The organism is Pseudomonas sp. PS01303 (assembly GCF_029959385.1).
In the GTDB taxonomy this organism is placed as follows: domain Bacteria; phylum Pseudomonadota; class Gammaproteobacteria; order Pseudomonadales; family Pseudomonadaceae; genus Aquipseudomonas; species Aquipseudomonas rustica.
Map to the genome: position 1 here is coordinate 1 of NZ_JASCPK010000063.1, position 25,321 is coordinate 25,321.

The 25,321-nt window shown below is 59.3% G+C and carries 22 protein-coding genes; 14 read left to right on the top strand and 8 right to left on the bottom strand.

The window, feature by feature from the left end; translation table 11 throughout:
- Positions 1–140 precede the first annotated feature (140 nt).
- The 4 genes from QMX93_RS17430 to secA form a co-directional block, all read right to left on the bottom strand.
- Positions 141–1,088, bottom strand: coding sequence for a Nudix family hydrolase (locus QMX93_RS17430; RefSeq protein ID WP_282357343.1), 948 nt, complete (start codon positions 1,086–1,088; stop codon positions 141–143).
- Positions 1,085–1,717, bottom strand: a complete 633-nt coding sequence (locus tag QMX93_RS17435; protein ID WP_159812539.1) for a glutathione S-transferase family protein — start codon at positions 1,715–1,717, stop codon at positions 1,085–1,087. The genes QMX93_RS17430 and QMX93_RS17435 overlap by 4 nt, the downstream gene beginning before the upstream one ends.
- A gap of 161 nt (positions 1,718–1,878) precedes the next feature.
- Positions 1,879–3,096 (bottom strand): bifunctional glutamate N-acetyltransferase/amino-acid acetyltransferase ArgJ, encoded by a 1,218-nt coding sequence (gene argJ, locus QMX93_RS17440; protein WP_282357344.1) that lies wholly within the window; start codon positions 3,094–3,096, stop codon positions 1,879–1,881.
- A gap of 122 nt (positions 3,097–3,218) precedes the next feature.
- Positions 3,219–5,954 carry a preprotein translocase subunit SecA gene (secA, locus tag QMX93_RS17445; protein WP_053123112.1) on the bottom strand — a complete coding sequence of 912 codons (2,736 nt, stop codon included), beginning with the start codon at positions 5,952–5,954 and terminating at the stop codon, positions 3,219–3,221.
- 307 nt (positions 5,955–6,261) lie between these two features.
- Here secA and QMX93_RS17450 point away from each other — a divergent pair, with 307 nt between their 5' ends.
- The gene (locus QMX93_RS17450; protein WP_053123114.1) at positions 6,262–6,717 is read left to right on the top strand and encodes a DciA family protein; all 456 of its coding nucleotides are present in this window, start codon (positions 6,262–6,264) and stop codon (positions 6,715–6,717) included.
- Positions 6,718–6,847: 130 nt separating this feature from the next.
- Here QMX93_RS17450 and QMX93_RS17455 read toward each other — a convergent pair whose 3' ends face one another.
- On the bottom strand, positions 6,848–8,335 hold the full coding sequence (locus QMX93_RS17455; protein ID WP_159812540.1) for a helicase HerA-like domain-containing protein: 1,488 nt from the start codon (positions 8,333–8,335) through the stop codon (positions 6,848–6,850).
- A 186-nt stretch (positions 8,336–8,521) separates the two neighbouring features.
- On the opposite strand from QMX93_RS17455, the gene QMX93_RS17460 reads away from it, so the two are divergent.
- From QMX93_RS17460 to QMX93_RS17475, 4 genes are all read left to right on the top strand, one after another.
- Positions 8,522–10,411 (top strand): methyl-accepting chemotaxis protein, encoded by a 1,890-nt coding sequence (locus QMX93_RS17460; RefSeq protein WP_053123116.1) that lies wholly within the window; start codon positions 8,522–8,524, stop codon positions 10,409–10,411.
- Between the two features lie 361 nt (positions 10,412–10,772).
- Positions 10,773–11,864 (top strand): glycosyltransferase family 1 protein, encoded by a 1,092-nt coding sequence (locus QMX93_RS17465; protein ID WP_282357360.1) that lies wholly within the window; start codon positions 10,773–10,775, stop codon positions 11,862–11,864.
- Positions 11,857–12,633, top strand: coding sequence for a polysaccharide deacetylase family protein (locus tag QMX93_RS17470; RefSeq protein WP_282357346.1), 777 nt, complete (start codon positions 11,857–11,859; stop codon positions 12,631–12,633). The genes QMX93_RS17465 and QMX93_RS17470 overlap by 8 nt, the downstream gene beginning before the upstream one ends.
- Positions 12,630–13,625: a lysylphosphatidylglycerol synthase transmembrane domain-containing protein gene (locus QMX93_RS17475; RefSeq protein WP_159812543.1), complete on the top strand. Its 996-nt coding sequence runs from the start codon at positions 12,630–12,632 to the stop codon at positions 13,623–13,625. Before QMX93_RS17470 ends, QMX93_RS17475 begins: the two co-directional genes overlap by 4 nt.
- A 38-nt stretch (positions 13,626–13,663) precedes the next feature.
- Here QMX93_RS17475 and QMX93_RS17480 read toward each other — a convergent pair whose 3' ends face one another.
- Together QMX93_RS17480 and purU are read right to left on the bottom strand one after the other, a co-directional pair.
- The gene (locus tag QMX93_RS17480; RefSeq protein WP_212543902.1) at positions 13,664–13,837 is read right to left on the bottom strand and encodes a hypothetical protein; all 174 of its coding nucleotides are present in this window, start codon (positions 13,835–13,837) and stop codon (positions 13,664–13,666) included.
- A gap of 85 nt (positions 13,838–13,922) precedes the next feature.
- On the bottom strand, positions 13,923–14,771 hold the full coding sequence (purU, locus tag QMX93_RS17485; RefSeq protein ID WP_007912774.1) for a formyltetrahydrofolate deformylase: 849 nt from the start codon (positions 14,769–14,771) through the stop codon (positions 13,923–13,925).
- A 337-nt stretch (positions 14,772–15,108) separates the two neighbouring features.
- Between purU and mvaT the strand changes: the two genes are divergently transcribed.
- Entirely contained in the window at positions 15,109–15,486 is a 378-nt protein-coding gene (mvaT, locus tag QMX93_RS17490; protein ID WP_007933316.1) for a histone-like nucleoid-structuring protein MvaT, read from the top strand.
- A gap of 97 nt (positions 15,487–15,583) precedes the next feature.
- On the opposite strand, the gene sbcB is transcribed toward mvaT, so the two are convergent.
- Positions 15,584–17,014 carry an exodeoxyribonuclease I gene (sbcB, locus tag QMX93_RS17495; protein ID WP_159812544.1) on the bottom strand — a complete coding sequence of 477 codons (1,431 nt, stop codon included), beginning with the start codon at positions 17,012–17,014 and terminating at the stop codon, positions 15,584–15,586.
- 180 nt (positions 17,015–17,194) lie between these two features.
- On the opposite strand from sbcB, the gene QMX93_RS17500 reads away from it, so the two are divergent.
- The 8 genes from QMX93_RS17500 (at position 17,195) to QMX93_RS17535 (ending at position 25,254) form a co-directional block, all read left to right on the top strand.
- Positions 17,195–17,920, top strand: coding sequence for an RDD family protein (locus QMX93_RS17500; RefSeq protein ID WP_282357349.1), 726 nt, complete (start codon positions 17,195–17,197; stop codon positions 17,918–17,920).
- Positions 17,917–18,894, top strand: coding sequence for a stage II sporulation protein M (locus QMX93_RS17505; RefSeq protein ID WP_282357350.1), 978 nt, complete (start codon positions 17,917–17,919; stop codon positions 18,892–18,894). Before QMX93_RS17500 ends, QMX93_RS17505 begins: the two co-directional genes overlap by 4 nt.
- Complete coding sequence (locus tag QMX93_RS17510) at positions 18,881–20,428, top strand: DUF4129 domain-containing protein (RefSeq protein WP_282357351.1); 1,548 nt, start codon at positions 18,881–18,883, stop codon at positions 20,426–20,428. Before QMX93_RS17505 ends, QMX93_RS17510 begins: the two co-directional genes overlap by 14 nt.
- Positions 20,425–21,588 carry a DUF4350 domain-containing protein gene (locus QMX93_RS17515; protein WP_282357352.1) on the top strand — a complete coding sequence of 388 codons (1,164 nt, stop codon included), beginning with the start codon at positions 20,425–20,427 and terminating at the stop codon, positions 21,586–21,588. The genes QMX93_RS17510 and QMX93_RS17515 overlap by 4 nt, the downstream gene beginning before the upstream one ends.
- Positions 21,585–22,586, top strand: coding sequence for a MoxR family ATPase (locus tag QMX93_RS17520; protein WP_282357353.1), 1,002 nt, complete (start codon positions 21,585–21,587; stop codon positions 22,584–22,586). Before QMX93_RS17515 ends, QMX93_RS17520 begins: the two co-directional genes overlap by 4 nt.
- Positions 22,587–22,695: 109 nt before the next feature.
- Positions 22,696–24,027: a DUF58 domain-containing protein gene (locus QMX93_RS17525; protein ID WP_282357355.1), complete on the top strand. Its 1,332-nt coding sequence runs from the start codon at positions 22,696–22,698 to the stop codon at positions 24,025–24,027.
- A 143-nt stretch (positions 24,028–24,170) separates the two neighbouring features.
- Positions 24,171–24,380: a hypothetical protein gene (locus QMX93_RS17530; RefSeq protein WP_053123251.1), complete on the top strand. Its 210-nt coding sequence runs from the start codon at positions 24,171–24,173 to the stop codon at positions 24,378–24,380.
- 496 nt (positions 24,381–24,876) lie between these two features.
- On the top strand, positions 24,877–25,254 hold the full coding sequence (locus QMX93_RS17535) for a DUF6124 family protein (RefSeq protein WP_053123253.1): 378 nt from the start codon (positions 24,877–24,879) through the stop codon (positions 25,252–25,254).
- Positions 25,255–25,321: the final 67 nt, after the last annotated feature.

Consider the following 25,321-nt stretch of genomic DNA (forward strand, 5'->3'; position numbering starts at 1 on the left):
CCGGCAGCAAAGCCTGCAGAAAAGTAGCGGCTGACAGGCCGCCTTCGCGAGCAAGCTCGCTCCCACAGTTGATTCGGTTCATCCAGTTGGAATGCAGTCAAATGTGGGAGCGAGCTTGCTCGCGATGAGGCCAGCAGCCGTTACAGAGAATCAGGCCAGAATGCGCGAATCCCCGCCACACCCTGCGCCCCAACACCCCAAGCCTTCTCGCGCTCCGCCGGGCCAACCCCGCCCAGCAGAAACACCGGCTTACTGAAGCCTTCGATCAACGCCCCAGCCTGCTCCCAACCCAACGGCTGCGCATCCGGGTGCGTCAACGTCGGCTGCACCGGCGACAGCGTCACAAAATCCACGCCCATCTGCTCCGCCAACGCCAATTCCTCAGCGTTGTGGCACGACGCCGCCAGCCAGCGCTCAGCCGGCAACGGCCGCCCCGCCGCTGCGTATTTACGCAACTGCGCTGAAGTGATGTGCCAACCCGCCGACGGGAAATCACCGAGCCATTCAAATGGCCCTTTGATCATCAATTGCGCCTTGCCAGCGCAGAGACCGGCGGCATCCACAGCCAGATCGCGGTACTTCGGGTCGTAACCGTTCGGTGCGCGCAGCTGGATGAGCTTGATCCCGCCAGCAATCGCCTTCTGAATCCCGCGCAGCAAAGCCGGGGTTTCCAGATCTTCCGGGGTGATCAGGTATTCACCCGGCAGACGCGCGGCCGCGACGATGGGTTGGTTGGCGGCCGGGAACTCGTAGTTCGGCAAGTCTTTCGCAGTCACCCAGGCCAATGGCTGGCCTTCGGCACCGTGCGGTTCGCCGGTGAATGCCGAGACTTCCCAGACATCCAGCAACACCTGCTTGTCCGGGTAATCGTGACGCACTTTGATCAGCGGTCGGGCGGCGCCAACGACGATGCCCAGCTCTTCTTTCAGCTCACGGGCCAGTGCGCTTTCGACGGTTTCGTCCGCCTCGACCTTGCCGCCGGGAAACTCCCACAAACCACCCTGATGCTGGGAGTCGGCGCGGCGGGCAATGAGGATTTTGCCGCTGTCGTCACGGATGACGGCGGCGGCGACGTGTACACGTTTCACGGATTCAACTCCTCCAGTCCAGCCTGTTGCCACGCTTTGAAGGCGGGCCATTGGTAGACGGTTTCAACATAGGCTTCGTCGGCGGCCGGCAGTTTTACCTGATAGGTGCGCAGGCGCACGGCAATCGGCGCGAAGAAGGCATCGGCCAGACTGACGCGACCGAACAGGTACGGCCCGCTCTCGGTGGCGGCGTCACGGCATTCGGCCCACAGCGCGAGCATGCGTTCGATATCGACCTTCACTTCTGGCGGCACCGGGTTGAGCGGCGCGTCATGACTGAGGTTGAACGGCATGTGATTGCGCATGGCGAAGAAGCCGCTGTGCATTTGTGCGCAGGCGGATCGGGCCTGAGCGCGGGCGAAAATGTCGCTCGGCCAGAGTTGCTCGGACGGGAACTGTTCGGCCAGGTATTCGGCAATCGCCAGCGAATCGGCAACCGTGCCGCGCGAGGTTTGCAGCAGCGGCACCTTGGCGGTCGGCGAATGCTTGAGCAGCCGCTCGCGGGTGTCGGGCTTGCCGAGTTTGATCAGTTCTTCGGTGTAAGGAGCGCCGGTCAGTTCAAGCGCCAAGGCAGCGCGCAGAGACCAGGAGGAAAGCAGTTTGTCGCCGATGATCAGGTGCAAGGACATGGGTTTGGCGCCTTTTCGTCAGGAGAATCAGGCCAGAATTTTTGGTACCTGATGGGGCGCCATCGCGAGCAGGCTCACTCCTACAGGAGATCTGTGGCGTTTACAAAACCACTGTAGGAGTGAGCCTGCTCGCGATGGCATCGACTCGGTCTCAGGTTAGATCAAGTGCGGTATTCAGCGTTGATCTTCACATACTCATGCGACAGGTCGGTGGTCCAGATGGTTTCGCTGCATTCGCCGCGACCCAGTTCGATGCGGATGGTGATTTCTTCCTGTTGCATCACTGCCGAGCCTTGCGCCTCAGTGTAGGTCGCCGCGCGCGCGCCACGGCTGGCGATGCACACGTCGCCGAGGAACACGTCGATCTTGCTCACGTCCAGATCCGGCACGCCGGCACGACCGACGGCCGCCAGAATACGGCCCCAGTTCGGGTCGGAGGCGAACAGTGCAGTCTTGATCAGCGGCGAGTGCGCCACAGTGTAGCCAACGTCCAGGCATTCCTGATGATTGCCGCCGCCATTCACTTCAACAGTGACAAACTTGGTCGCGCCTTCGCCGTCACGCACGATGGCTTGGGCCACGTCCATGCACACTTCGAACACCGCTTGCTTCAATTTGGCGAACAGTTCGCCCTCAGCGCGGGTGATTTCCGGCAGTGCAGCCTTGCCGGTAGCGATCAGCATGCAGCAGTCGTTGGTCGAGGTGTCGCCGTCGATGGTGATGCGGTTGAACGACTTGTTGGCGCCGTCGAGCATCAAATTGTGCAGCACGTCGCGGGAGACTTTGGCGTCAGTGGCGATGTAACCGAGCATGGTCGCCATGTTCGGACGGATCATGCCCGCGCCTTTGCTGATGCCGGTGACGGTGATGGTCACGCCGTCATGCTGGAACTGACGGCTGGCACCTTTTGGCAAGGTGTCAGTGGTCATGATGCCGGTGGCAGCGGCTTCCCAGTTGTTTTCCGAGAGATCATCCAGCGCAGCTTGCAGCGCGCCTTCGATCTTCTCGACCGGCAGAGGCTCGCCGATCACACCGGTGGAGTACGGCAAAATCTGGCTGGCATCGACGCCAGTCAGCTCAGCCAGTCTGGCGGTGGTGCGCTGGGCAGCGGCCAGGCCCGGCTCGCCGGTGCCCGCGTTGGCGTTGCCGGTGTTGGTCAGCAGATAACGCACGGCGTTCTGTACGCGTTGCTTCGCCAGAATCACCGGCGCGGCACAAAAGGCGTTCAACGTGAACACGCCGGCCACGGTCGAACCTTCGGCGCAACGCATCACAACGACATCTTTGCGCCCAGGGCGCTTGATGCCGGCCGAGGCGATACCGAGTTCAAAACCGGCAACCGGGTGCAACGTTGGCAAAGGACCAAGACCAACAGCCATGAATGCGCTCCTTACTCAATGATGTCAGCACCGCCACGCGCAGCGACGGTGGTTTAAATGGCAAAACGCCGCGACGGCATAAGCCGGTCGCGGCGCGGGTATTTCAGCAGTGATAACGGGTTTTACTGGATCTGCCCGTGGCAATGCTTGAATTTCTTGCCCGAACCGCAGTAGCACAGTTCGTTGCGGCCCAGCTTCTGTTCGTTGCGAACCGGGGCGGCGGCGAGGGCCACATCGACCTCTTCACCGAGCAGTTCCGGTTGCTCCAGACCTGGCGCTTCAGCGTGTTCGAACTGCATGCGGGCGGCCAGTGCTTCGGCTTCCTGACGCAGACGTTGCTCTTCGGCTTCCGGATCTTCGCGGCGAACCTGAACGTGCGAGAGCACACGGATCGAGTCGCGCTTGATCGAATCGAGCAGCTCGGAGAACAGCGTGAACGACTCGCGCTTGTACTCTTGCTTCGGGTTCTTCTGGGCGTAGCCACGCAGGTGGATACCGTGACGCAGGTGATCCATGGTCGACAGGTGGTCTTTCCACAGGTCATCCAGCACGCGCAGAACGATTTGCTTCTCGAAGGAGCGCAGTGCATCGGCACCGGCCTGATCTTCTTTCTCGTTGTACGCCGCCATCAGCTCGGTCATGAGCTTCTCGCGCAGGGTTTCTTCGTAGAGGTGATCGTCTTCGTCGAGCCACTGCTGAATCGGCAGTGTCACGCCGAAATCGCTGGCAATCGACGCTTCCAGACCGGCAACGTCCCACTGTTCCGGCAGCGATTGCGGCGGAATGTGTGCGCTGACGGTGGCGTTGAGCACGTCCTGACGGAAGTCGGCGATGGTTTCACCGATGTTGTCAGCGGCCAGCAACGTGTTACGCATGTGATAAATCACTTTACGCTGTTCGTTGTTGACGTCGTCGAACTCGAGCAGTTGTTTACGAATGTCGAAGTTACGGCCTTCAACCTTGCGCTGCGCCTTCTCGATCGCGTTGGTCACCATGCGGTGCTCGATCGCTTCGCCCGGCTGCATGCCCAGGGCTTTCATGAAGTTCTTCACCCGGTCAGAGGCGAAGATACGCATCAGGCTGTCTTCCAGCGACAGGTAGAAGCGGCTGGAACCGGCATCACCCTGACGACCGGCACGACCACGCAACTGGTTGTCGATACGGCGCGATTCGTGACGCTCGGACGCGATCACCTGCAAACCACCGGACTCCAGCACTTGCTGGTGACGCTTCTGCCAGTCGGCCTTGATCTGGGCAATTTGCTCAGGGGTCGGGTCTTCCAGCGAAGCAACTTCCACTTCCCAGTTGCCGCCCAACAGAATGTCGGTACCACGACCGGCCATGTTGGTGGCGATGGTCAGCGCGCCCGGACGACCGGCCTGCGCAATGATTTCAGCTTCTTTTTCGTGGAACTTGGCGTTGAGAACCTTGTGTTCGATGCCTTCCTTCTCGAGCAGTGCAGACATGTGCTCGGAGGTTTCGATGGTGGCAGTACCCACCAGCACCGGACGACCGGCAGCCATGCTTTCCTTGATGTCGGCGACGATTGCCGTGTACTTCTCTTCGGCAGTCAGGAACACCAGGTCGTTGTAGTCCTTGCGCGCCAATGGCTTGTTCGGCGGAATGACCATGACCGACAGACCGTAGATCTGATGGAATTCGAACGCTTCGGTGTCAGCGGTACCGGTCATGCCGGACAGCTTGGTGTACAGACGGAAGTAGTTCTGGAACGTGGTCGAGGCCAGGGTCTGGCTCTCGGCCTGAATGTTCAGACCTTCTTTGGCTTCGATGGCCTGGTGCAGACCTTCGGACAGACGGCGACCCGGCATGGTACGACCGGTGTGTTCGTCGACCAATACGACCTGGCCGTCCTGCACGATGTATTCAATGTTGCGGTTGAACAGTTTGTGCGCACGCAGACCGGCATAGACGTGGGTCAGCAGGCCCAGGTTATGCGCCGAGTACAGGCTCTCGCCTTCAGCCAGCAGGCCGACGCCGGTGAGCATGTCTTCGATGTACTGGTGACCGGCTTCGTTGAGTTCAACCTGACGGGTCTTCTCGTCAACGGTGTAGTGGCCAGCCTTGGTGACTTCGCCTTCAACTTCTTCGACGTGCAGTTCCAGCTGCGGGATCAGTTTATTGATCTCCATGTACAGCTTGGAGCTGTCCTCGGCCTGACCGGAAATGATCAGAGGGGTACGCGCTTCGTCGATGAGGATGGAGTCGACTTCGTCGATCACGGCAAAATTGAGTTCGCGCTGGAATTTTTCTTCCATGCTGAACGCCATGTTGTCGCGCAGGTAGTCGAAACCGAATTCGTTGTTGGTGCCGTAGGTGATGTCGGCGGCGTAGGCGATACGCTTCTCTTCCGGCGGCTGGAACGGCGTCACGACGCCGACGGTCAGGCCGAGGAATTCATACAGAGGACGCATCCAGTTGGCGTCACGGCGGGCCAGGTAGTCGTTCACCGTCACAACGTGCACGCCCTTGCCGGACAGTGCGTTGAGGTAAACGCCCAGTGTTGCCACCAGGGTCTTGCCTTCACCGGTACGCATTTCCGCGATCTGACCTTCATGCAAGGTCATGCCGCCGATCAGCTGGACATCGAAGTGACGCATACCCATGACACGCTTACCGGCTTCGCGGGCGACCGCAAAGGCTTCTGGCAGCAGTTTGTCGAGGGTTTCCCCTTTGGCGATGCGGGCCTTGAACTCGTCGGTCTTGGCGCGCAATTGATCGTCCGAAAGGGCCACCATTTGCTCTTCGAAGGCATTGACGAGCTGCACCGTCTTGAGCATGCGTTTGACTTCACGCTCGTTCTTGCTTCCAAAAAGTTTCTTTAACAAAGGCGCAAACATATCGGCAGGATCTTCCACACTAAAGGGATGGAGGGCGGCCCCGTGAGTCGCCCGAGCAGCCCTCATGGCCGCATGCGAACGAGCATTCTACCCGGAAACGGTGGTGAGGAAAGTGGCGATGTTCCACGATGCTGGCACTGCGCTTTGACGGGGCTCACTTAAAATAGGGGCGTTTTGCTCAACTTCAAGTCGTACGGAAAAGAAGTTAGTCGTTGATTTAATGGGTAAAGCAGGGGCAATTGCAATGGGCGAGTGAAAAGTCCGCTTTCTGCTACCATGGCGTTTCTGTTACTTCAGGTGTTCGATCATGGCATTTCGCCCTCTTACGGCCAGAGCACCCGCCGTTCTGCTTCGCGAAGCCAAACCGCTCAAGGCCATCCTCGGCCATGCCCAACGACTGGGGCATTTGCAACGCCTGCTCGAAAGCCAACTGCAACCCGCCGCCCGCGAGCATTGCCATGTGGCGTCGTGGCGTGAGGGCAGTCTGTTGCTGATTGTCACCGATGGTCATTGGGCCACGCGTCTGCGTTACCAGCAAAAGCGTTTGCAGCGCCAGTTGCAGATGTTCGATGAGTTCGCCAGTTTGACGCGGATTCTGTTCAAGGTGCAGCCGCCGACGATTCAGCGCGCGGTGGTGGGCAATACGATGGATTTGTCGACGGATGCCGCGGCGACGATTCAGGCGACGGCGGACGGGATCAGTGATCCGGGGCTGCGTGCGGCGCTGGAACGCCTGGCGGCGCACGCGAAAGACAAGTCCTGACTTCTATTCTGAATCTTCATGCAATTCCAATGTGGGAGCGGGCTTGCTCGCGAAAGCGGTGTGTCATTCAACCTATGTTGTGTCTGACATGACGCCTTCGCGAGCAAGCTCTGCTCCTACAAAAGCAGGATCAGCGGCGTTTGCTGCCGCCTAGTAAAGAACCCATCAGGCCGCGTACCAATTGTTTGCCGAGGTTGTTCGCGGCTTGGCGCATGGCGGATTTCAGTGCTTGCCCGGCGGCGGTGCCGAGGAATTCTCCGGCTCTGTCAGCGAGGCTTGGCTCTTCAGCCGCAGGTTTCCCGGCAGGTGTCTCAGCCTCCGGCGCCAGGCCTTTGCGGCCCATGAGGATTTCATAAGCCGATTCGCGATCAATCGGCTTGTCATACCGTCCCTTGAACGGCGATCCGGCGATCAGCGTGGTGCGTTCGGTCTCAGTCAACGGCCCGATCCGCGATTGCGGCGGCGCCACCAGCACGCGCTGCACCATCTCTGGCGTGCCCTTCTCCGCCAGCGTGCCGACCAGCGCCTCGCCGATCCCCAACTCCGTCAGCACCGACAACGTATCGAACGCCGGATTCGGCCGGAAGCCGTCCGCCACCGCGCGTAGGGATTTCTGTTCCTTGGCAGTGAACGCGCGCAGACCGTGCTGGATGCGCAAACCGAGCTGCGCCAACACGTCATCGGGCAAATCCGCCGGCGACTGCGTGACGAAATACACGCCAACGCCTTTCGAACGGATCAAGCGCACCACCTGCTCCAGCCGCTCCTGCAAAGCCTTCGGCGTATCGCCAAACAACAAATGCGCCTCATCGAAAAACAGCGCCAGCAGCGGTTTGTCGGCATCGCCGCGCTCTGGCAACTGCTCGAACAGTTCGGCCAGCAGCCACAGCAGGAACGTCGCGTAAACCTTCGGCGCTTCATGCACCAGACGACTGGCGTCGAGCAAATGAATACGCCCTCGGCCATCAGCGGCCGGTTGCAGGATGTCTTCGAGTTGCAGCGCCGGCTCGCCGAACAAAGCTTCCGCGCCTTGCTGTTCCAGAGTCGCCAAACGGCGCAACAGCGCCTGACTGGAACCGGTGGTCATCAGCGCGGCGTCTTCGCCCAACAGCTGCGGATTTTCCTTGAGGTGATTGAGCAGCGCTTTCAGATCTTTCAGATCCAGCAACAACAACCCTTCGCGGTCAGCGACCTTGAACGCCGCGTACAGCGCGGACTGCTGACTGTCGGTGAGTTCCAGCAGGCTGCCGATCAGCAGCGGGCCCATTTCACTCAGCGTGGTGCGCAGTGGATGACCGGATTCACCGTGGATATCCCACAAGGTCACCGGATAAGCCTGCGGCGTGTAGTTGAGCCACGGCATGCCGGCGATGCGCTCGGCGATCTTGCCCTGCGGGTTGGCGGCGGCACCGAGGCCGCACAGATCGCCCTTGATGTCGGCGGCGAACACCGCCACGCCGGCATCACTGAACGCTTCAGCCAGACGCTGCAAGGTCACGGTTTTACCGGTACCGGTCGCGCCGGCGATCAGCCCGTGACGGTTCGCCAGGCGCATGGCCTGGCCAATCGGTTGCCCCGTGAGATCGGCGCCGATTACGAGTTGCGATGAGTCAGGCATTTTGTCACCCATGGTTAATCTTTGATTCGCTTTGGCCGATAGATAAAACGTGAACCTGGCTGAAAAGTCGGTAGGACATTTCCCTAAGGAGAGACGGAAATATTCACGTGTACTCACCCTTGCCCATAGTGCGCGCCTTTATAAAAGCACGCCCAGGACATTAAGACCTTAGCGGAACCCCAAGCCATGAACAAAAATCTGCGCTTCAGCCATAAAATTTTGCTTGCCGCCGCCCTCATCGTCATCGCCGCTTTCGCCTCGTTTACGCTGTACAACGATTGGTTGCAGCGCAACGCGATCCGCGATGACCTGAACAACTATCTCAACGAGATGGGCGAAGTCACTGCCGGAAACATTCAAACTTGGCTCAACGGTCGCATCCTGCTGATCGAAAACGCCGCCCAGAACATCTCGATCAACCCCGAGCCCGCCAACGTCGCCAGCCTGCTGGAACAGAAAACCCTGACCTCGACGTTCATGGCCACCTACCTCGGCGACGCCACCGGCCACTTCACCATCCGCCCGGACACGAAGATGCCAGAGGGTTTCGATCCACGGGTGCGCCCTTGGTATAAAGGTGCCGAAGGCAGTAGCACCTCGACCCTGACCGAACCGTACATCGATGCGGCCACCGGGCAGTTGATCATCTCCATCGCCACCGCCTCGAAAAAGGCTGGCCAGAGTGTCGGCGTGGTCGGCGGCGATCTGAGCCTGCAATCGCTCATCGACACCCTCGCCGCCCGAGATTTCGACGGCATGGGTTATGTGTTTTTGGTCAGCGCCGACGGCAAGATCCTCGTGCACCCGGACAAGGCTTTGGTGATGAAATCACTGAAAGACGCCTTCCCGCAGGACACCCCGCGCATCAGCGGCGACTTCAGCGAAGTCACCGTCGATGGCAAAACCCGCATCGTCACTTTCGCGCCGATCAAAGGTTTGCCATCGGTGAACTGGTATATCGGCCTGTCCGTAGATAAAGATCAGGCGTTCGCCATGCTCAGCGAATTCCGCACCTCGGCGGTGATTGCGACGGTGATCGCGGTGGCAATCATCCTCGCGCTGCTCGGCATGCTGATCCGCATTCTGATCCAGCCGCTGCACGTAATGACCCGCGCCATGGAAGACATCGCCGACGGCGAAGGCGACCTGACCAAACGCCTGACCATCGTCAATAACGATGAGTTTGGTGTGTTGGGCACCGCGTTCAACCGTTTCGTCGAGCGCATTCATGGCTCGATCCGCGAAGTGTCGTCGGCCACCGGGCAAGTCAACGAAGTTGCGCTGCGCGTGGTCGCTGCGTCGAACTCGTCGATGTACAACTCGGATCAACAAGCCTCGCGCACCAGCAGCGTCGCCGCGGCGATCAATCAACTGGGTGCCGCCGCTCAGGAAATCGCCCGCAATGCCGCGCAGGCTTCGAACCAGGCCAGCGATGCGCGTGGCCTCGCCGAAGACGGCCAGCAAGTGGTCGATCGCAGCATCAAGGCGATGAATCAGTTGTCGAGCATGCTCAGTGCGTCGAGCAGCAATATCGAATCGCTGAACAGCAAAACCGTGAACATCGGCCAGATTCTTGAAGTGATCACCAGCATTTCCCAGCAAACCAACCTGCTGGCGCTCAACGCCGCGATCGAAGCAGCGCGTGCCGGTGAGGCCGGGCGTGGCTTTGCGGTGGTGGCGGATGAAGTGCGCAACCTCGCGCATCGCACGCAGGAATCGGCGCAGCAGGTGCAGACGATGATCGAGGAGCTGCAAGTCGGCGCCCGAGAGTCGGTGAGCACCATGAGCGAGAGTCAGCGTCACAGTCAGGACAGCGTCGAGATTGCCAACCTTGCCGGCGAGCGTTTGAACAGCGTGACCTTGCGGATTGGTGAGATCGACGGGATGAACCAGTCAGTGGCGACGGCGACTGAGGAGCAAACGGCGGTGGTGGAGTCGATCAATGTTGATATCACCGAGATCAATACGCTGAACCAGGAAGGGGTGGAAAACCTGCAGGCGACGTTGCGGGCGTGCTCGGATCTGGAACAGCAGGCTTCGCGGTTGAAGCAGTTGGTGGGTAGTTTCAGGATTTAAGATCAAGAGCTTACCCCCTCACCCCAACCCTCTCCCCCAGGGGGGCGAGGGGGAAAGGGAGCAGATCTTCAAGCCTTTCAAAACCTGAGCTCGACTCAGGTCTCTCACGTCGGCGTACCTCCAACATCCCCCCCAATCAGTCCCCTCTCCCTCCGGGAGAGGGTTAGGGTGAGGGGCGTTCGCTCACGTCGACGTACCTCTAGCATCCACCACGTCCAGTCCCCTCTCCCTTCGGGAGAGGGTTAGGGTGAGGGGCTGCTCCACCGCGCACTCCGACCGAACCATCAATTGCACACAAAGGTCAACCAAGGGAGTACCACGCAGCGGAGGGTTGATCACCGTGCACATCGCCGACATCACCATGTATTACGCCCCGGCCAGCGGTGGCGTGCGCACGTATCTGGATGCCAAACATCGTCGTTTGGGCTTCAAACCCGGCATTCGCCACAGCCTGCTGATCCCCGGCGCCCGCTTCGGCGAACACGACGGCGTTTACACGGTTCCCGCCCCCGCCCTGCCCTTCGGCAAAGGCTATCGCTTCCCGCTGCGCCTCGCGCCGTGGCGAAACGTCCTGCAGGATTTGCAGCCCGATCTCATCGAAGTCGGCGATCCCTACCTCACCGCGTGGGCCGCACTGGATGCCCGACGGCAACTGGATGTGCCGGTGATCGGCTTTTATCACTCGGATCTGCCGCTGCTGGTCGGCAATCGCATGGGCCATTGGGTTACGCCGAATGTCGAAGCGTATGTCACCAAACTTTACGGCAACTTCGATCGCGTGCTCGCGCCAAGTCAGGTGATGGCCGACAAGCTTATAGGCCTCGGCGTGCGCAATGTCTTCGTGCAGCCGCTGGGCGTCGATCTGCAAACCTTTCACCCCGATGCCCGCGACCCGAATCTGCGCGCAGAACTGGGCATCGCCGACGACGCCCGCCTGCTGATCTACGCCGGGCGCGGTTCAAAAGAGAAAAACCTGCCGGTGCTGCTCAAATGCATGCAACGCCTCGGCCCGCGCTATCACTTGCTGCTGGTCGGCTCGTCGATGCCCGCCGTGGTGCCGGACAATGTCAGCGTGATAGATGAATTCTGCCCGGCACCGCGCGTCGCGCAATTGATGGCCAGCGCCGATGCGCTGATCCATGCCGGCGATCAGGAAACCTTCGGCCTGGTGATTCTCGAAGCCATGGCCTGCGGCATTCCGGTGGTGGCGGTGGCGGCCGGGGCGTTTGAAGAAATCGTCAACGAATCCTGCGGTTTGCTCTGTGCACCGAATAATCCACAGGCGATGGCCAATGCCGTGCGCGAAGTGTTCAGTCGCGGCACTGTGAAATTGGGCGAGCAAGCGCGACAGCACGTTGAACAGCATTACGCGTGGGACACGGTGGTCGACAGTCTGCTCGGCCACTATCACGCCGTCCTCGGCCATGCGCTGCCCAAGGTGGCCAATGGCTGAAGCGCTGAATCGCCCCGCCGTGTTGTTGGTGCTGCATGACGTGGCACCGTCGACGTGGGCGGATTACCAACCGTTTGTCGAAGCCGTCGACGCACTGGGCAGCGTGCCGATGACCTGGCTGGTCGTCCCCGATTTCCATCGGCGCAACGCCCTCAACGAACATCCGGCGTTTTGCCGACTGCTCGATGAGCGTGTTGCCCGCGGCGATGAGTTGGCCTTGCACGGTTTTTTCCATGACGATCAGGAACCCGGCCCAACCAGTCCGCGCGACTGGTTCATGCGCCGCGTTTACACCCACGAAGGCGAGTTTTATCGTTTGTCCCGCGAAACCGCCCTCGCCCGTCTGCGCGATGGCATCGAAGTCTTCCAGCGCCACGACTGGCCGTTGCACGGGTTCGTCGCCCCGGCGTGGTTGATGAGCGACGGCACCCGCCAAGCCCTGCGTGAATTACCGCTGAGCTACACAAGTGATCCACAGCATCTTTATCGATTGCCGGATTTCACCGCCATCGACGCGCCGGGTCTGGTCTGGAGTGCCCGCAGCGCCTGGCGTCGCGGTTTATCGAAAATTGTCAGCGAGCAGCGGCAACAGCGTTGGCGCCAGGCCCCGGTGATTCGGCTAGGCTTGCACCCAGTGGACATGCGCCACGATTTTTCCCGCGATTACTGGCTGCACACCTTGCAGCAACTACTGAATGAAGGACGCGTACCGATGACCAAAATCCACTGGCTCGCCCAACAGCGCGGTCAATTGGGATCCGCTGCATGAGTCGCGGCATTCTGTTGTTGATCGGCCTGCTCGCGGCGGTGCTGATTCCGGTGGTGCTCGGTGGCGGCGAAACCTGGGCGCGCCTGCAAAGTTTTCCGCTGTTATGGCTGTTGATCATGTTCGGCATGATCCTGCTCTGCTGGGGCATCAATACCCTGCGCCTGCGCTTGTTGCTCGGCGATCAGCGCGACCGCGTCACGCCGCTGAAAAGCCTCGGCGTGGTGATGGCCGCCGAGTTCGCTTATTGCGCCACGCCCGGTGGTAGCGGTGGGCCGTTGACCATCATGGCGTTGCTCGCCCGCTGCGGTGTGCGTCCGGCCCGTGGCAGCGCGGTGTTTGCCATGGATCAACTCAGCGATTTGCTGTTCTTTCTCTGCGCCCTCAGTGGAATTCTGATTTATGCGTTGTTTCAACATCTGAGTGATCGCCTGGAGTGGTTGCTGACAGTCAGCGCGATTTCGTTGTTTGGCGGGTTGTTCAGTTGCGTGTTGATTGCGCGTTATCACCGCGCGTTGATTCGCTTGAGTGGCCGCTTATTGGTAAGGATGAACGTTAAACCGGGCACTCGCCGTCGCTGGGCGCGCAAGTTGCTGCACTTTCTCGCGGCGTTTACCGACACGTTGAAGTTGCCCTGGCAAACCCTGATCAAAGTGTTCGCGCTGACGTGTGTGCATTGGTTATTGCGTTACAGCGTGTTGTATCTGGCGTTGCGCGGGTTGGGCGCGGACTTGCAGTGGGCCTGGAGTTTTCTGGTGCAGATGCTGTCGCTGGGGGCCGGGCAATTCAGTTTATTGCCGGGGGGCGCGGGGGCGGCGGAATTGACTTCAGCGGCACTGTTGGCGCCGATGGTGGGAAAATCGACGGCAGCGGCGGCGATTCTGATTTGGCGGGTGGTGACGTATTACTTTTATCTGCTGGTGGGGGGGCCGGTGTTTTTGATGATGTTGGGGCGGCCGTTGTTGCGCAAATTGATGAAAGTGCCGCAGACGTAAAGATCGCAGCCTTCGGCAGCTCCTACAGGGATCGCGCTTCAGGCATCGTTTTGTTTATCGTCGGACTCTTGCAACTGTTCCCACAACTCGGCTGCACCGGGAAACTCGGTGCCATCCTCCGGGGTCATGTCCTCGGGGTCGTAGCGACTCAAACAACCTTCGCCCAACGTCGCCGGTGCTTTGGACGTGGCTTTGTCCAGTGGATCACTCATGTAAGTTTCCTCGGGGCTTAAACGACAAAGGGTCTGAGCGATTGAACGCCCAGACCCTTGGTTTTTCAAGCCTGCGTGTGTTCGATCAGAACACCACAGTCTTGTTGCCGTGCACCAGCACGCGATCTTCGAGGTGATAACGCAGGCCGCGGGCCAGCACCATCTTCTCGACGTCACGGCCGAAACGCACCATGTCTTCGATGCTGTCGCTGTGGCTGACACGCACCACGTCCTGCTCGATGATCGGGCCGGCGTCCAGCTCTTCGGTCACGTAGTGGCAAGTCGCACCGATCAGTTTCACGCCGCGCAGCGACGCCTGGTGGTACGGCTTGGCACCGACGAACGACGGCAGGAAGCTGTGGTGAATGTTGATCACCTTGTGCGCGTATTCGCGGCACATGTCCGGCGGCAGGATTTGCATGTAACGCGCCAGCACCACCACTTCAGCGTCGTGCTGTTTGACCAGACGCGACACTTCGTCGAAGGCCGGTTGCTTGTCCTGCGGATTGACCGGGACGTGGTAATACGGGATGCCGTGCCACTCGACCATGCTGCGCAGGTCGTCGTGGTTGGAAATCACGCAGGAGATTTCGCAATCCAGCTCATCGCTGTGCCAGCGGTGCAACAAGTCCGCCAGGCAGTGCGATTCGCGGCTGGCCATCAGCACTACGCGCTTCTTCTGCTCAGTGTCGGTGATGCGCCAGTCCATCGAGAACTCTTCGGCGATCGGCGCAAACTTCTCGCGCAATACTTCAATACCGAATGGCAGCGAATCGGCACGAATTTCGTGACGCATGAAGAACCAACCCACCTGATTATCCGAGTGGTGGCTCGCTTCGGTGATCCAGCCATTGTGGGCTGCCAGAAAATTACTGACTTTGGCAACGATGCCAACGCGGTCCGGGCAAGAAATCACCAGACGAAAAGTGCGCATGAGGGGAAGACTCCAGAACTTCGCAAAGGCCGCCATTCTAGCGACTGCGCGGGAAAACTGCAGTATTGATGAGCGCTGGCGTGGTCGGCGCCTGATACCCACACTTTTTTGACGGAAACAAACGCCAGAGGGATGGCGCTTTGCTGGCATTGTTAAACAGACATTTGTGAATATCTGTGCTGACGGCTTCACACTATTTAACTGAACAATCAATTTGCGGCTATTTCTCGTAACTAATTTAAATAAAAACCCCGGTTAAATGTTTACTTGATGAAACAGCCTGACTATTATTGCGCCACTGTCCCCTGTCATTCAGCATTCTACTAAGGTAGTAATCATGTCCTTGATCAACGAATATCGCGCCACCGAAGAAGCTATCAAAGAGCTGCAAGCCCGTTTGAAGAACCTGTCGCAAGACGACAAACTGCAAACCGAGCTGGAATTCGAAGGCAAACTGCGCACCCTGATGGGCGAATACTCCAAGTCGCTGCGTGACATCATCGCGCTGCTGGACCCAGAGTCGAAAACCAAAGCACCACGCGGCGGCGCAGTAAAAACTACCGGCACCAAGCGTGCTCGCAAAGTTAAACAATACAAAAACCCGCACAACGGCGAAGTCATCGAAACCAAAGGTGGCAACCACAAAACTCTGAAAGAGTGGAAAGCCAAGTGGGGCGGCGACGTGGTTGAAGGCTGGGCTACCCTGCTGGGCTAAGCCGCAACGCCTTCGCAGAGCGATCCGCGAAAAAAGAAACGCCAGCGAATGCTGGCGTTTTTTTATGCCTGACGTTTAGTAACAAACATGTTCGATTTCAAAGACCCAAACGTTTGCGCAATGCCTGGACATAACTCTGCCATTCATTGAGCACTGCGCTCTGCTCTGGCGTAGCACTAAGCAACCATTGCTCGGCCGCCTCGCTAAAAGATTTCAAGGTATTCGGCGCGCCGAATTCCGGGGCCGACAAACGTTGCTGACACAATAATTTCCAGCGTGCCTGTTCTTCAGAATTCAACGTATCGGCAAAGTTACGTGCGCGATATCGAAAGAGTAATTCAGGCAAACGTTCATCATCGAACGGCCATTGCTCTTGTGCCAAATGTGCCGGGTCAGCGTTTCTCACTTGCTCACACAGACGCCGATCACGATCACCGATAAATCCGTCGTACAACTGTTGTTCCGGATCTTCACTCGGGGTGAAATCTTCGCTGGCATAAATAGCGGCGATTTTATCTTTCCAAACTTGTTGTGCGTCAGTTAGCCGCAGCGCGCGTTCCTGATAAAGCGCCATGTCCAGACCCAATCGTTGCTGATCGTCGGCGCGTAACACCGATAACGGCGCGACGACCGGGCAGCGATTGATGTGAATAATCTTCAGCGGCACCGGCAATTCGCCCTCAAGCAAATCGTCACGGCGCGTGTACAGACGCTGGCGCAGGGTTTGTGCGTCGAGATCGAGCAAGCCCTGTGGATCGAGGTGCAAGTCGCAAACAATCAGCGCGTTGCGGTTTTTCGGGTGCCAGGCCAGCGGCATGACCACACCGACATAACTGCGCGCTGCCGAGAAGCGTCCGGAGATGTGCACCAGCGGCTGCAACAGGCGAATCTGATCCATCACCTTCTGTTTGCTGCGCAACTGAAACAGCCAGTCATAGAGCTTGGGCTGCTTCTCGCGGATCAGTTTCGCCAGCGCAATGGTCGCGCGCACGTCCGACAACGCCTCGTGGGCATGGCCGTGATCGATGTTATTGGCGGCGGTCAGACGTTCGAGTTTGAGGGTCACGCGGCCCTCGTCATCGGTCGGCCAGACCAGCCCGTCCGGGCGCAAGGCGTAAGCGGCGCGCACCACGTCGATCAAATCCCAACGACTGTTGCCGCCCTGCCATTCACGGGCGTAGGGATCGAAGAAGTTGCGATACAGGCTGTAACGGGTCATCTCGTCGTCGAAACGCAAGGAGTTGTAACCCGCGCCGCACGTACCGGGCGCGGCCAATTGCGCGTGAACCCGGGTCATGAAATCGGCTTCGCTCAAACCTTTTTCGGCGAGCTGACTGGGGGTGATGCCGGTGATTGCGCACGCCGCCGGGTGCGGCAGGATATCTTCGCTGGGCTGGCAGTAAAGGTTGACCGGCTCGTCGATTTCGTTGAGCTCGTGGTCGGTGCGAATCCCGGCGACCTGCAGCGGGCGGTCGTTACGCGGATTGATGCCAGTGGTTTCGTAGTCGTACCAGAAGATTGAAGTCACGGGCGGATCCTGAACTGAAGATCGGCAAAGTCTAGGCGCTCAACCGCCGTCGCGGCCAGTCTTGAAACATTCAAACACCTGGCGACACATGCTGTGCAATACATAGTTATGTCGTTTCCCCCCGAGAGGCTGCTAGCATCGGACGCACTTGCACTCAGAACAGGCGACATCAGGTAGCCCATGCTCGAGCCCACAGCACTGCCAAGGAAAGCACCGCTGGCCCCGCCGCTGGATACGCGGCATCAGGTCGAAACGCCGGAAGGCATCGACCTGCCCCTGCGCCCTGCCGGGTTAATGGTACGGGCCGTGGCGTTCGCCATCGATCTGGGCATTCGCGGTGTGATCATGGGCGTGCTGTTTATCGCGTTGGCGTTCCTCGGCAAGCTCGGCATGGGCCTCGGTTCGCTGCTGCTGTTTGCGATCAGTTGGTGGTACATGGTGCTGTTCGAGGTGCTGCGGCAGGGACGCTCGCCGGGCAAACAGTGGATGGGCCTGCGCGTGGTGCACGACGACGGTACACCGGTTGGCTGGTCGGCCTCGTTGTTGCGCAATCTGCTGCGCTTCGTTGATCTGCTGCCGTTCGGCTACTTCCTCGGCAGCCTCAGTTGCCTGCAACACCCGACCTTCAAACGCCTCGGCGACATCGCTGCCGGCACGCTGGTGGTTTACAGCGAACGCCCGCTGACGCGCCCGCAATTGCCTGACGCCGAACCCCGGCGCTCGCCCGTGCCGCTGTCGCTAAGCGAACAACGTGCAGTGCTCGGTTTTGCCGAACGCCAAGGCGAACTGTCAACGGCGCGGGTCAATGAACTGGCCGCCCTGCTCGCCCAGCCGCTGCATATCTCCGCGCCCAAAGCCGTTGCCGAACTCAATGGCATCGCGCGCGGCTTGTTGGGCCCGACATGAAGCAGAGCCTTTTCGAAAGTCGCCACAAGGCCGAATGGGAGCGTTTTGCGCTGGCCCTCGAACGCCTTGAACGCGGCAAGGACACCTCGCAAATCGCCGGATTCCCGAGAAGCTATCGACGTCTTTGCCAACATCTGGCGTTGGCGCAGGAACGCGGCTACAGCAGTTTTCTCATCGACTCGTTGCAGCAACACGTGCTGCGCGGCCATCAACAGCTGTACCGCCATCGCAGTCGCCTCGGCGCCAACCTGCTCAGTTTTATCCTCGCCGATTTCCCCCGACTGGTGCGCGCCGAATGGCCGTTTGTGCTGGTCGCCGCGCTGCTGTTTTTCGGCAGCCTGATCGGCGTAGGGGTGTTGGTGTATGTGTTTCCCGACCTCGTTTACAACCTGATTCCCGCCGATCAAGTGCGCGAGATGCAAGGCATGTACGACCCCGTCGCCGGCCACCTCGGGCGCCCCGCCGAACGCGCAGCCAGTGAAGACTGGGTGATGTTCGGTTACTACGTGATGCACAACATCGGCATCGCCTTTCAGACCTTCGCCAGCGGCTTGATGATGGGCGTGGGCAGCGCATTCTTTCTGTTCTACAACGGCCTGGTCATCGGCGCGGTGGCCGGGCATCTGACCGAGATCGGTTTCGGCGAGACCTTCTGGTCGTTCGTCATCGCCCATGGCGCTTTCGAACTGACGGCGATTGCTCTCGCCGGCGCGGCCGGTCTTGAACTCGGCTGGGCGTTGATCGCGCCCGGGCGCCTGACCCGCGCCGAGGCCCTGAAACGCGCGGCGCGCAAAAGCGTGTTACTGGTCTGCGGAGTGATGTTGTTCCTGCTGATCGCAGCGTTTATCGAAGCCTATTGGTCGTCGAAAACCAGTGTCGCGCCGCTGACCAAATACCTGGTCGGCGCCGGACTCTGGACGTTGGTCGCGTGCTATCTGCTGTTCGCCGGAAGGACACGCCATGCGCCTGAGTGACGCCACCGTGGTGATCCGCCCGCGCACGACTTGGGAAGCCATGGATCTGGGCGTGCTCATGTGTCAGCAACATCGACGCTTGCTGATGACCAGTTGGGCGATCGTCACCTTGCCGCTGTTCGCCCTGCTCAGCCTGGTGTTTTGGGATTCGCCGACGCTGGCCGTGTTTATTTTCTGGTGGCTGAAACCGGCGTACGAACGCCTGCCGTTGTACATCCTGTCCAAAGCGCTGTTCGGCGAAACGCCCACCCTCAAACAAGCACTGCGCGAATGGCCGCGCCTGCTCAAACCGCAACTGCTGGCCAGCCTGACCTGGCGTCGCTTGAGCTTCAGCCGCAGCTTTCTGCTGCCGGTGGTGCAACTCGAAGGCCTCGACGGCAACGCTCGCCAACAACGCCTGCAAGTGCTGTTGCAGCGCAACGCCGGCGCGGCGCAATGGCTGACCATCATTGGCGTGCATCTGGAGACTGCGCTGTGGATCGGCTTGATGGTGCTGTTCTATCTGTTGCTGCCGCAGCAAGTGGAAACCGATTGGGACTGGCAGTCGCTGATTCTCTCGGCCGATCACGAATGGCGCTGGCTAGAACACCTGACCAACGCTTTTTATGCGCTGGTGCTGGTGGTGTGGGAACCGATCTACGTCGCCTGCGGATTCAGCCTGTATCTGAACCGCCGCACGCAACTGGAAGCGTGGGACATCGAACTGGTGTTCCGCCGTTTGCGCCAGCGCCTGAACAACGGCGTGCTCAGTCTGTTGCTGGCGATCTGTCTGGTGCTGCCGAATGTGCCCTCGGTCTGGGCGGCTGAACCCGACACCCGTCCGGATGCACCGCGCTTGTTAAATCAGCCGCTGACCAGTCAGGCCTCCCACGACAGCATCAAGGCCTTGCTCGAACAACCACCGTTCAAGAACAAGGAATCGGTCACCCGCTACCGTTTTGGCGAAGACCCGGCAGCGCCGGCCAAAGACGCAAAACCCGGCGACGCACCGCAATGGCTGAAAACTCTGTTGGGCTGGCTCGACGGTCGACACTTCAATGTGCTGGCCAAGCTGATCGAGGTGCTGTTGTGGGGTGTGCTGATTGCCTTGATCGGTTGGCTGATCTGGCGCTACCGCGAGTTTCTCCGGGCCTTCGTCAGTCGCCGGTCGAAACTGCCAGCACTGCCAAAACGAGCGGTGCCGCAGCAAGCGTTCGGTCTGGATTTGAACCGCGACACCTTGCCCGACGACATCGCCGCCAGCGCCGAACAACTCTGGCTCAGCCAACCGCGCGCGGCGTTGAGCCTGCTCTATCGCGGTCTGCTCAGCCATCTGCTGCACGACTTCGATCTGACGCTGAAACCTGCCGACACCGAAAATCAGGTGCTGGCGCGCGTAGAACAACTGCAGCGACCGGAGTTGCTCGCCTTCAGTCGCAACCTCACTGTGCACTGGCAGAACATGGCCTACGGACATCGAGTCCCGGCAGCGCATCTGCAACAGGAATTGTGCGACGGCTGGCGCGCCTTGTTTGGCCACGGAGCTGCCCGTTGAATCGCCGTACCCTGTGGTGGGTCGGCGCAGTGCTCGTCTCACTGCTGATCGCATTGAGCGTGTTTCTGGTTCTCAAGGCCAAGCCTTATCAGAAAGAAGTCGATCACGGCCCGTCCCCTGCTGCCCAAGCCAATCCGTATCTGGCGGCGGAAATGTTTTTGCGTGAGCGCGGCCTCAAAGTCAGTCATGCCGAAAGCCTTTCCGTGCTGCTGGATATCGACCCACGCCGACACACGCTGCTGCTGTTCAACGACCGCTCACGCATGACCCCACGTCAGGTCGAACAAGTGTTGAACTGGACGCGGGCCGGCGGGCGACTGGTGTTTGTCGCTGAATCGTTGTGGGATGAGCAGACCAAACAGAGCAACGACCTGCTGCTCGATCGCGTGCAACTGCATCAATCCTTGAGCAAGGATCTCAAGGATCCGCCCAAAGACCTTGAGCAAGACCCCTTCCCGAAATTGACCAAGCTGTATGTGGAGGATGAAGACGCGCCGGCCTATGCCGGGTTCGACACGGACTTCCACCTCGACGACCCGAAAAACCTCGCGCAAGCCTGGGCCAACAGCGGCAAAGCCACGCACATGATGCAACTGCCTTACAGCCTCGGCTCGATCACCGTGGTCACTGACGCCGAGCTGTGGAAAAGCCAGACCATCGCTCAATACGACAATGCCTGGCTGCTCTGGTACCTGAGCGCCGACACCGACGTCACGCTGATCTACAACACCGAACACGACGGCTTGCTGACCTTGCTCTGGCGCTACTTCCCGCAGGCCATCGTCGCCCTGCTCGCCTTGATCGGCCTGTGGTTGTGGCATGTCGGTGTGCGCCACGGCTCGCTTCAGGCACCGGCGCCGAGCGGCCGCCGACAATTGCAGGAACACCTGCGTGCCAGCGCGGATTTCCTGCTGCGCCACAACGGTCAGCAAGCGCTGCTGCAAGCCTTGCAACAAGACGTGTTGCGTCGCGCGCGCCGTCGCCATCCCGGTTTTGATCGATTGAACGTTGCCGAACAATGGCTGGCACTGTCACGCCTGACCCGCCAGCCCACCCGCGCCATCAGCCAGGCCCTGAGCCCGGTTCCGAACCAGCGTTTGTCCAGCGCCGAGTTCTGCCGTCAGGTCGCCCACCTGCAAACCTTGAGGAACACGCTATGAGTGAACAGACCGAGCCCGGCAGCGCCAGCCACGCCGCCCAGCAACGCCAGCGCGCCAGCCAACTGGCGCAAGCGGTTCGCAGCGAATTGCAGAAAGCTTTGATTGGCCAGAATCAGGTAATCGACGACGTGCTGACCGCACTGATCGCCGGTGGCCACGTGCTGCTCGAAGGTGTGCCGGGGCTGGGTAAAACCTTGCTGGTGCGTGCATTGGCGCGCTGCTTCGGTGGCGAGTTCGCGCGTATCCAGTTCACCCCGGATCTGATGCCCAGCGACGTCACCGGTCATGCCGTCTATGACCTGCAAACCGAGCAGTTCAAATTGCGCAAAGGCCCGCTGTTCACCAATTTGCTGCTGGCCGACGAGATCAACCGCGCCCCGGCGAAAACCCAGGCGGCGCTGCTCGAAGCGATGCAAGAAAGGCAAGTCACCCTCGAAGGCCGCGCCCTGCCCATCGCTCAGCCGTTCATGGTGCTGGCCACGCAAAACCCGATTGAACAGGAAGGCACTTACCCGCTGCCCGAAGCCGAACTCGACCGCTTCATGCTCAAGGTGCGCATGGATTACCCCGACGCCGATCAGGAGTTGAACATGGTGCGTCAGGTCAGTCGCTCGACCCGCGCCGACATGCTTGATGTGCAACCGTTGCGCACCGTGCTGCAAGCCAAGGACGTGCAAGCGCTGCAACGCATTGCCAATGATTTGCCGCTGGACGATCAAGTCCTCGATTACGCCGTACGACTGGCGCGCAGCACGCGCAGTTGGCCGGGGCTGACCCTCGGCGCCGGGCCTCGCGCCTCGATTGCCCTGGTGCGCTGCGCCCGCGCCCGCGCCCTGTTACGCGGCGGCGAATTCGTCATCCCCGACGACATCAAAGGCTGCGCGCTGGCCGTGCTGCGCCACCGCGTACGCATCGCCCCGGAACTGGACATCGAAGGCCTGCAAGTCGATCAGGTATTGCAACAACTGCTCGACCAGATCCCGGCGCCGCGCCTGTGAAATCCGTTTTGGGCAGAAAAGATCGCAGCCTCCGGCAGCTCCTACACATCACTCATGCAGGAGCTGCCGAAGGCTGCGATCTTTGCAACAAACAGCCCGGTGCCAAGCCATGAAACCATCAAAACTCTTACTAATCTGGCTAACACTGCTCATGGCCATCGGCATCGCCCTGGGCACCTTGCAGGCACTGCAAATCGCCCTCCCGCCAAGCCTGCCGGCGATCACCTGGGGCTTGCTCCTCGCCCTGCTGGCCCTGGCCGGCATCGATGCCCTGTGCCTCAAACGCCTGCCCGACATCCACGTCAAACGGCACATGCCCGGCAGCCTCGCACTTGGTCGCTGGAGCGAAATCCGCCTGGACGTTGAACACCCCTTCACCGAGCCCCTGCACCTGCACATCTTCGATCATGTCCCGGAAGGCCTGAGCTTCGAAAACCTGCCGCTCAGCGTCGAACTGCAGCCCGGTAAAATCAGCCATGTCGGCTACCGCCTGCGCCCCCTCCAGCGCGGTCATTTCAGCTTTGAACGCTGCGAAATCAACCTGCCCAGCCCGCTGGGTTTATGGACAGGCAAACGCCTGCTCGACGTCACCGATCACACCCGCGTCTACCCGGACTTCGCCCGCCTCTACGGCGGTGAACTGCTGGCCGTGGACAACTGGCTCAGTCAGCTCGGCGTGCGGCAAAAGCAGCGCCGTGGTCAGGGTCTGGAATTTCATCAACTGCGCGAATTTCGCGAAGGCGACAGCCTGCGCCAGATCGACTGGAAAGCCACCGCCCGCCAGCGCACACCGATTGCCCGTGAATATCAGGACGAACGCGATCAGCAGATCATCTTCATGCTCGATTGCGGCCGCCGCATGCGTAGCCAGGACGACGAACTCTCGCACTTCGACCATGCGCTGAATGCTTGTTTACTGCTCAGCTACGTGGCCCTGCGTCAGGGCGATGCGGTGGGTTTGTGTACTTTGGCCAATGCGCAACCGCATTACCTCGCACCGGTTAAAGGTGCGGGTCAGCTCAATATCGTTCTCAACAGTGTCTACGACCTGCAAAGCACTCAGCGCACGGCGGACTATCAAGCGGCCGTCAGCCAACTGCTGTCGCGGCAAAAGCGTCGGGCGCTGGTGATACTGGTCACCAACCTGCGCGATGACGACGACGAGGAACTGCTCACCGCCGTCAAACGCTTGAGCCAGCAGCATCGAGTGTTGGTGGCGAGCCTGCGTGAAGGCGTACTTGATCAAGTGCCGCAGAGCACCGTTCAGACACTGGATGAAGCGTTGACCTATTGCGGCACCGTGGACTATCTGAATGCGCGCAATGAATGCCATGAAAGGTTGACCGCACATGGCGTTCATACGCTGGATGTGCGGCCACAGTCGTTAGGGACTGAGTTGGTGACGCGTTACTTGAGCTGGAAGAAGGCTGGTACGTTTTGAAGGTGGTTTATTCCCACGCAGCATTTTCAACGGACTACTGATCCGATCTACAGCCTGTTCAATAGAAAGACGTAAACAATTTTCAAAGCGCTGCACCCGAAAACCGTTGCTATGCTTGTCTTTTCTCGAACGGAGTCGAACCAATGCCAGATGAATATTCGCTGTCTGATTTATTGGAAAGGATGTATCAGAATCAATTGGGTCTAGAGGCCGCCATCATGGAATTGACGCTGCACGCAGAGAAGGAGGGTTTAAATGAGGTTGGTGAAAACATCCGAGGTGCACTGAGTATAATTGGTGAAAATGCCGGCTACATTAAACAGGGCTTCGCCAAACTCAGAGTAAAAAAATGACAACGCTTATTGCAACAGAAGCATGAAAGGTTTTTAAAATCACTCAAGTCACACCCAAACAAGACCTGCCACTAATAATTTAATACCAAGTAGCTATACAGCTACTTGGCACCCTCCCTAAAACTTCCGAACTGATTTAAAAAAGCATAGCTCTCCATGATTCGGAGCATGTCTTGCCGGGGGATTCGGACTACAACGCTTGGCGCCGTTCCCTACACTCCCATCAGAACTGACTGACTTACACGCTAGGTGCCGCCCATTAAATTGATGCATGTCGCTGACGACCAGCGATCGGGTTTAGTCGCCCGGTGGATTAACAAGGTGCATCACATCATCTCGTAGGGTTTTCATACCCGCACTTGATGGTGGCTATGTGCAGGGCGCCCTAGGGCGCGCCGGAAAAGCCTTGTTTCCACCGGTCGACTAACCTGCGCATAGCCGCCACCCTTCCCTTAGTCGCGAAGCGTGTGGTGTCATCAAACAAGGAAACAAGGCAATGTTTAAAATTACACCAAATCCACCTGAAATAGATCCTACTGATACTTCCCCGTATGCTTCACAAGACTCAAGAAAACTCCACGAAGCAGCTGAACGCGCTTTAGACCACTATTTAAAACCTGATATACCTTCCCGTAACTCCGTAGACCGAGGTATGCAAATGTTTATGGTTTCTCCAGAAATCAATTCCGAAGCTATCGCTATCCAGACCTATGAAACGTTTTCGTCTGTGAGTATTCTTTTGCTGGATCTAGCGGACAGTTTGGAAGATAAGCCCCGCCATTTGGCAATGGCAATATATCAATTGAGCGAGATGGGATTGTTGCTAGCTGAAAAAACATTGGATAGTGAACGAGCGATTGCTAATAAAACTTAGAATTTGCAGTCTGCGGCAGCCACATTTATGCGCACTGCCCTGAGCTACCGCAGGCTGAATTTCCCCA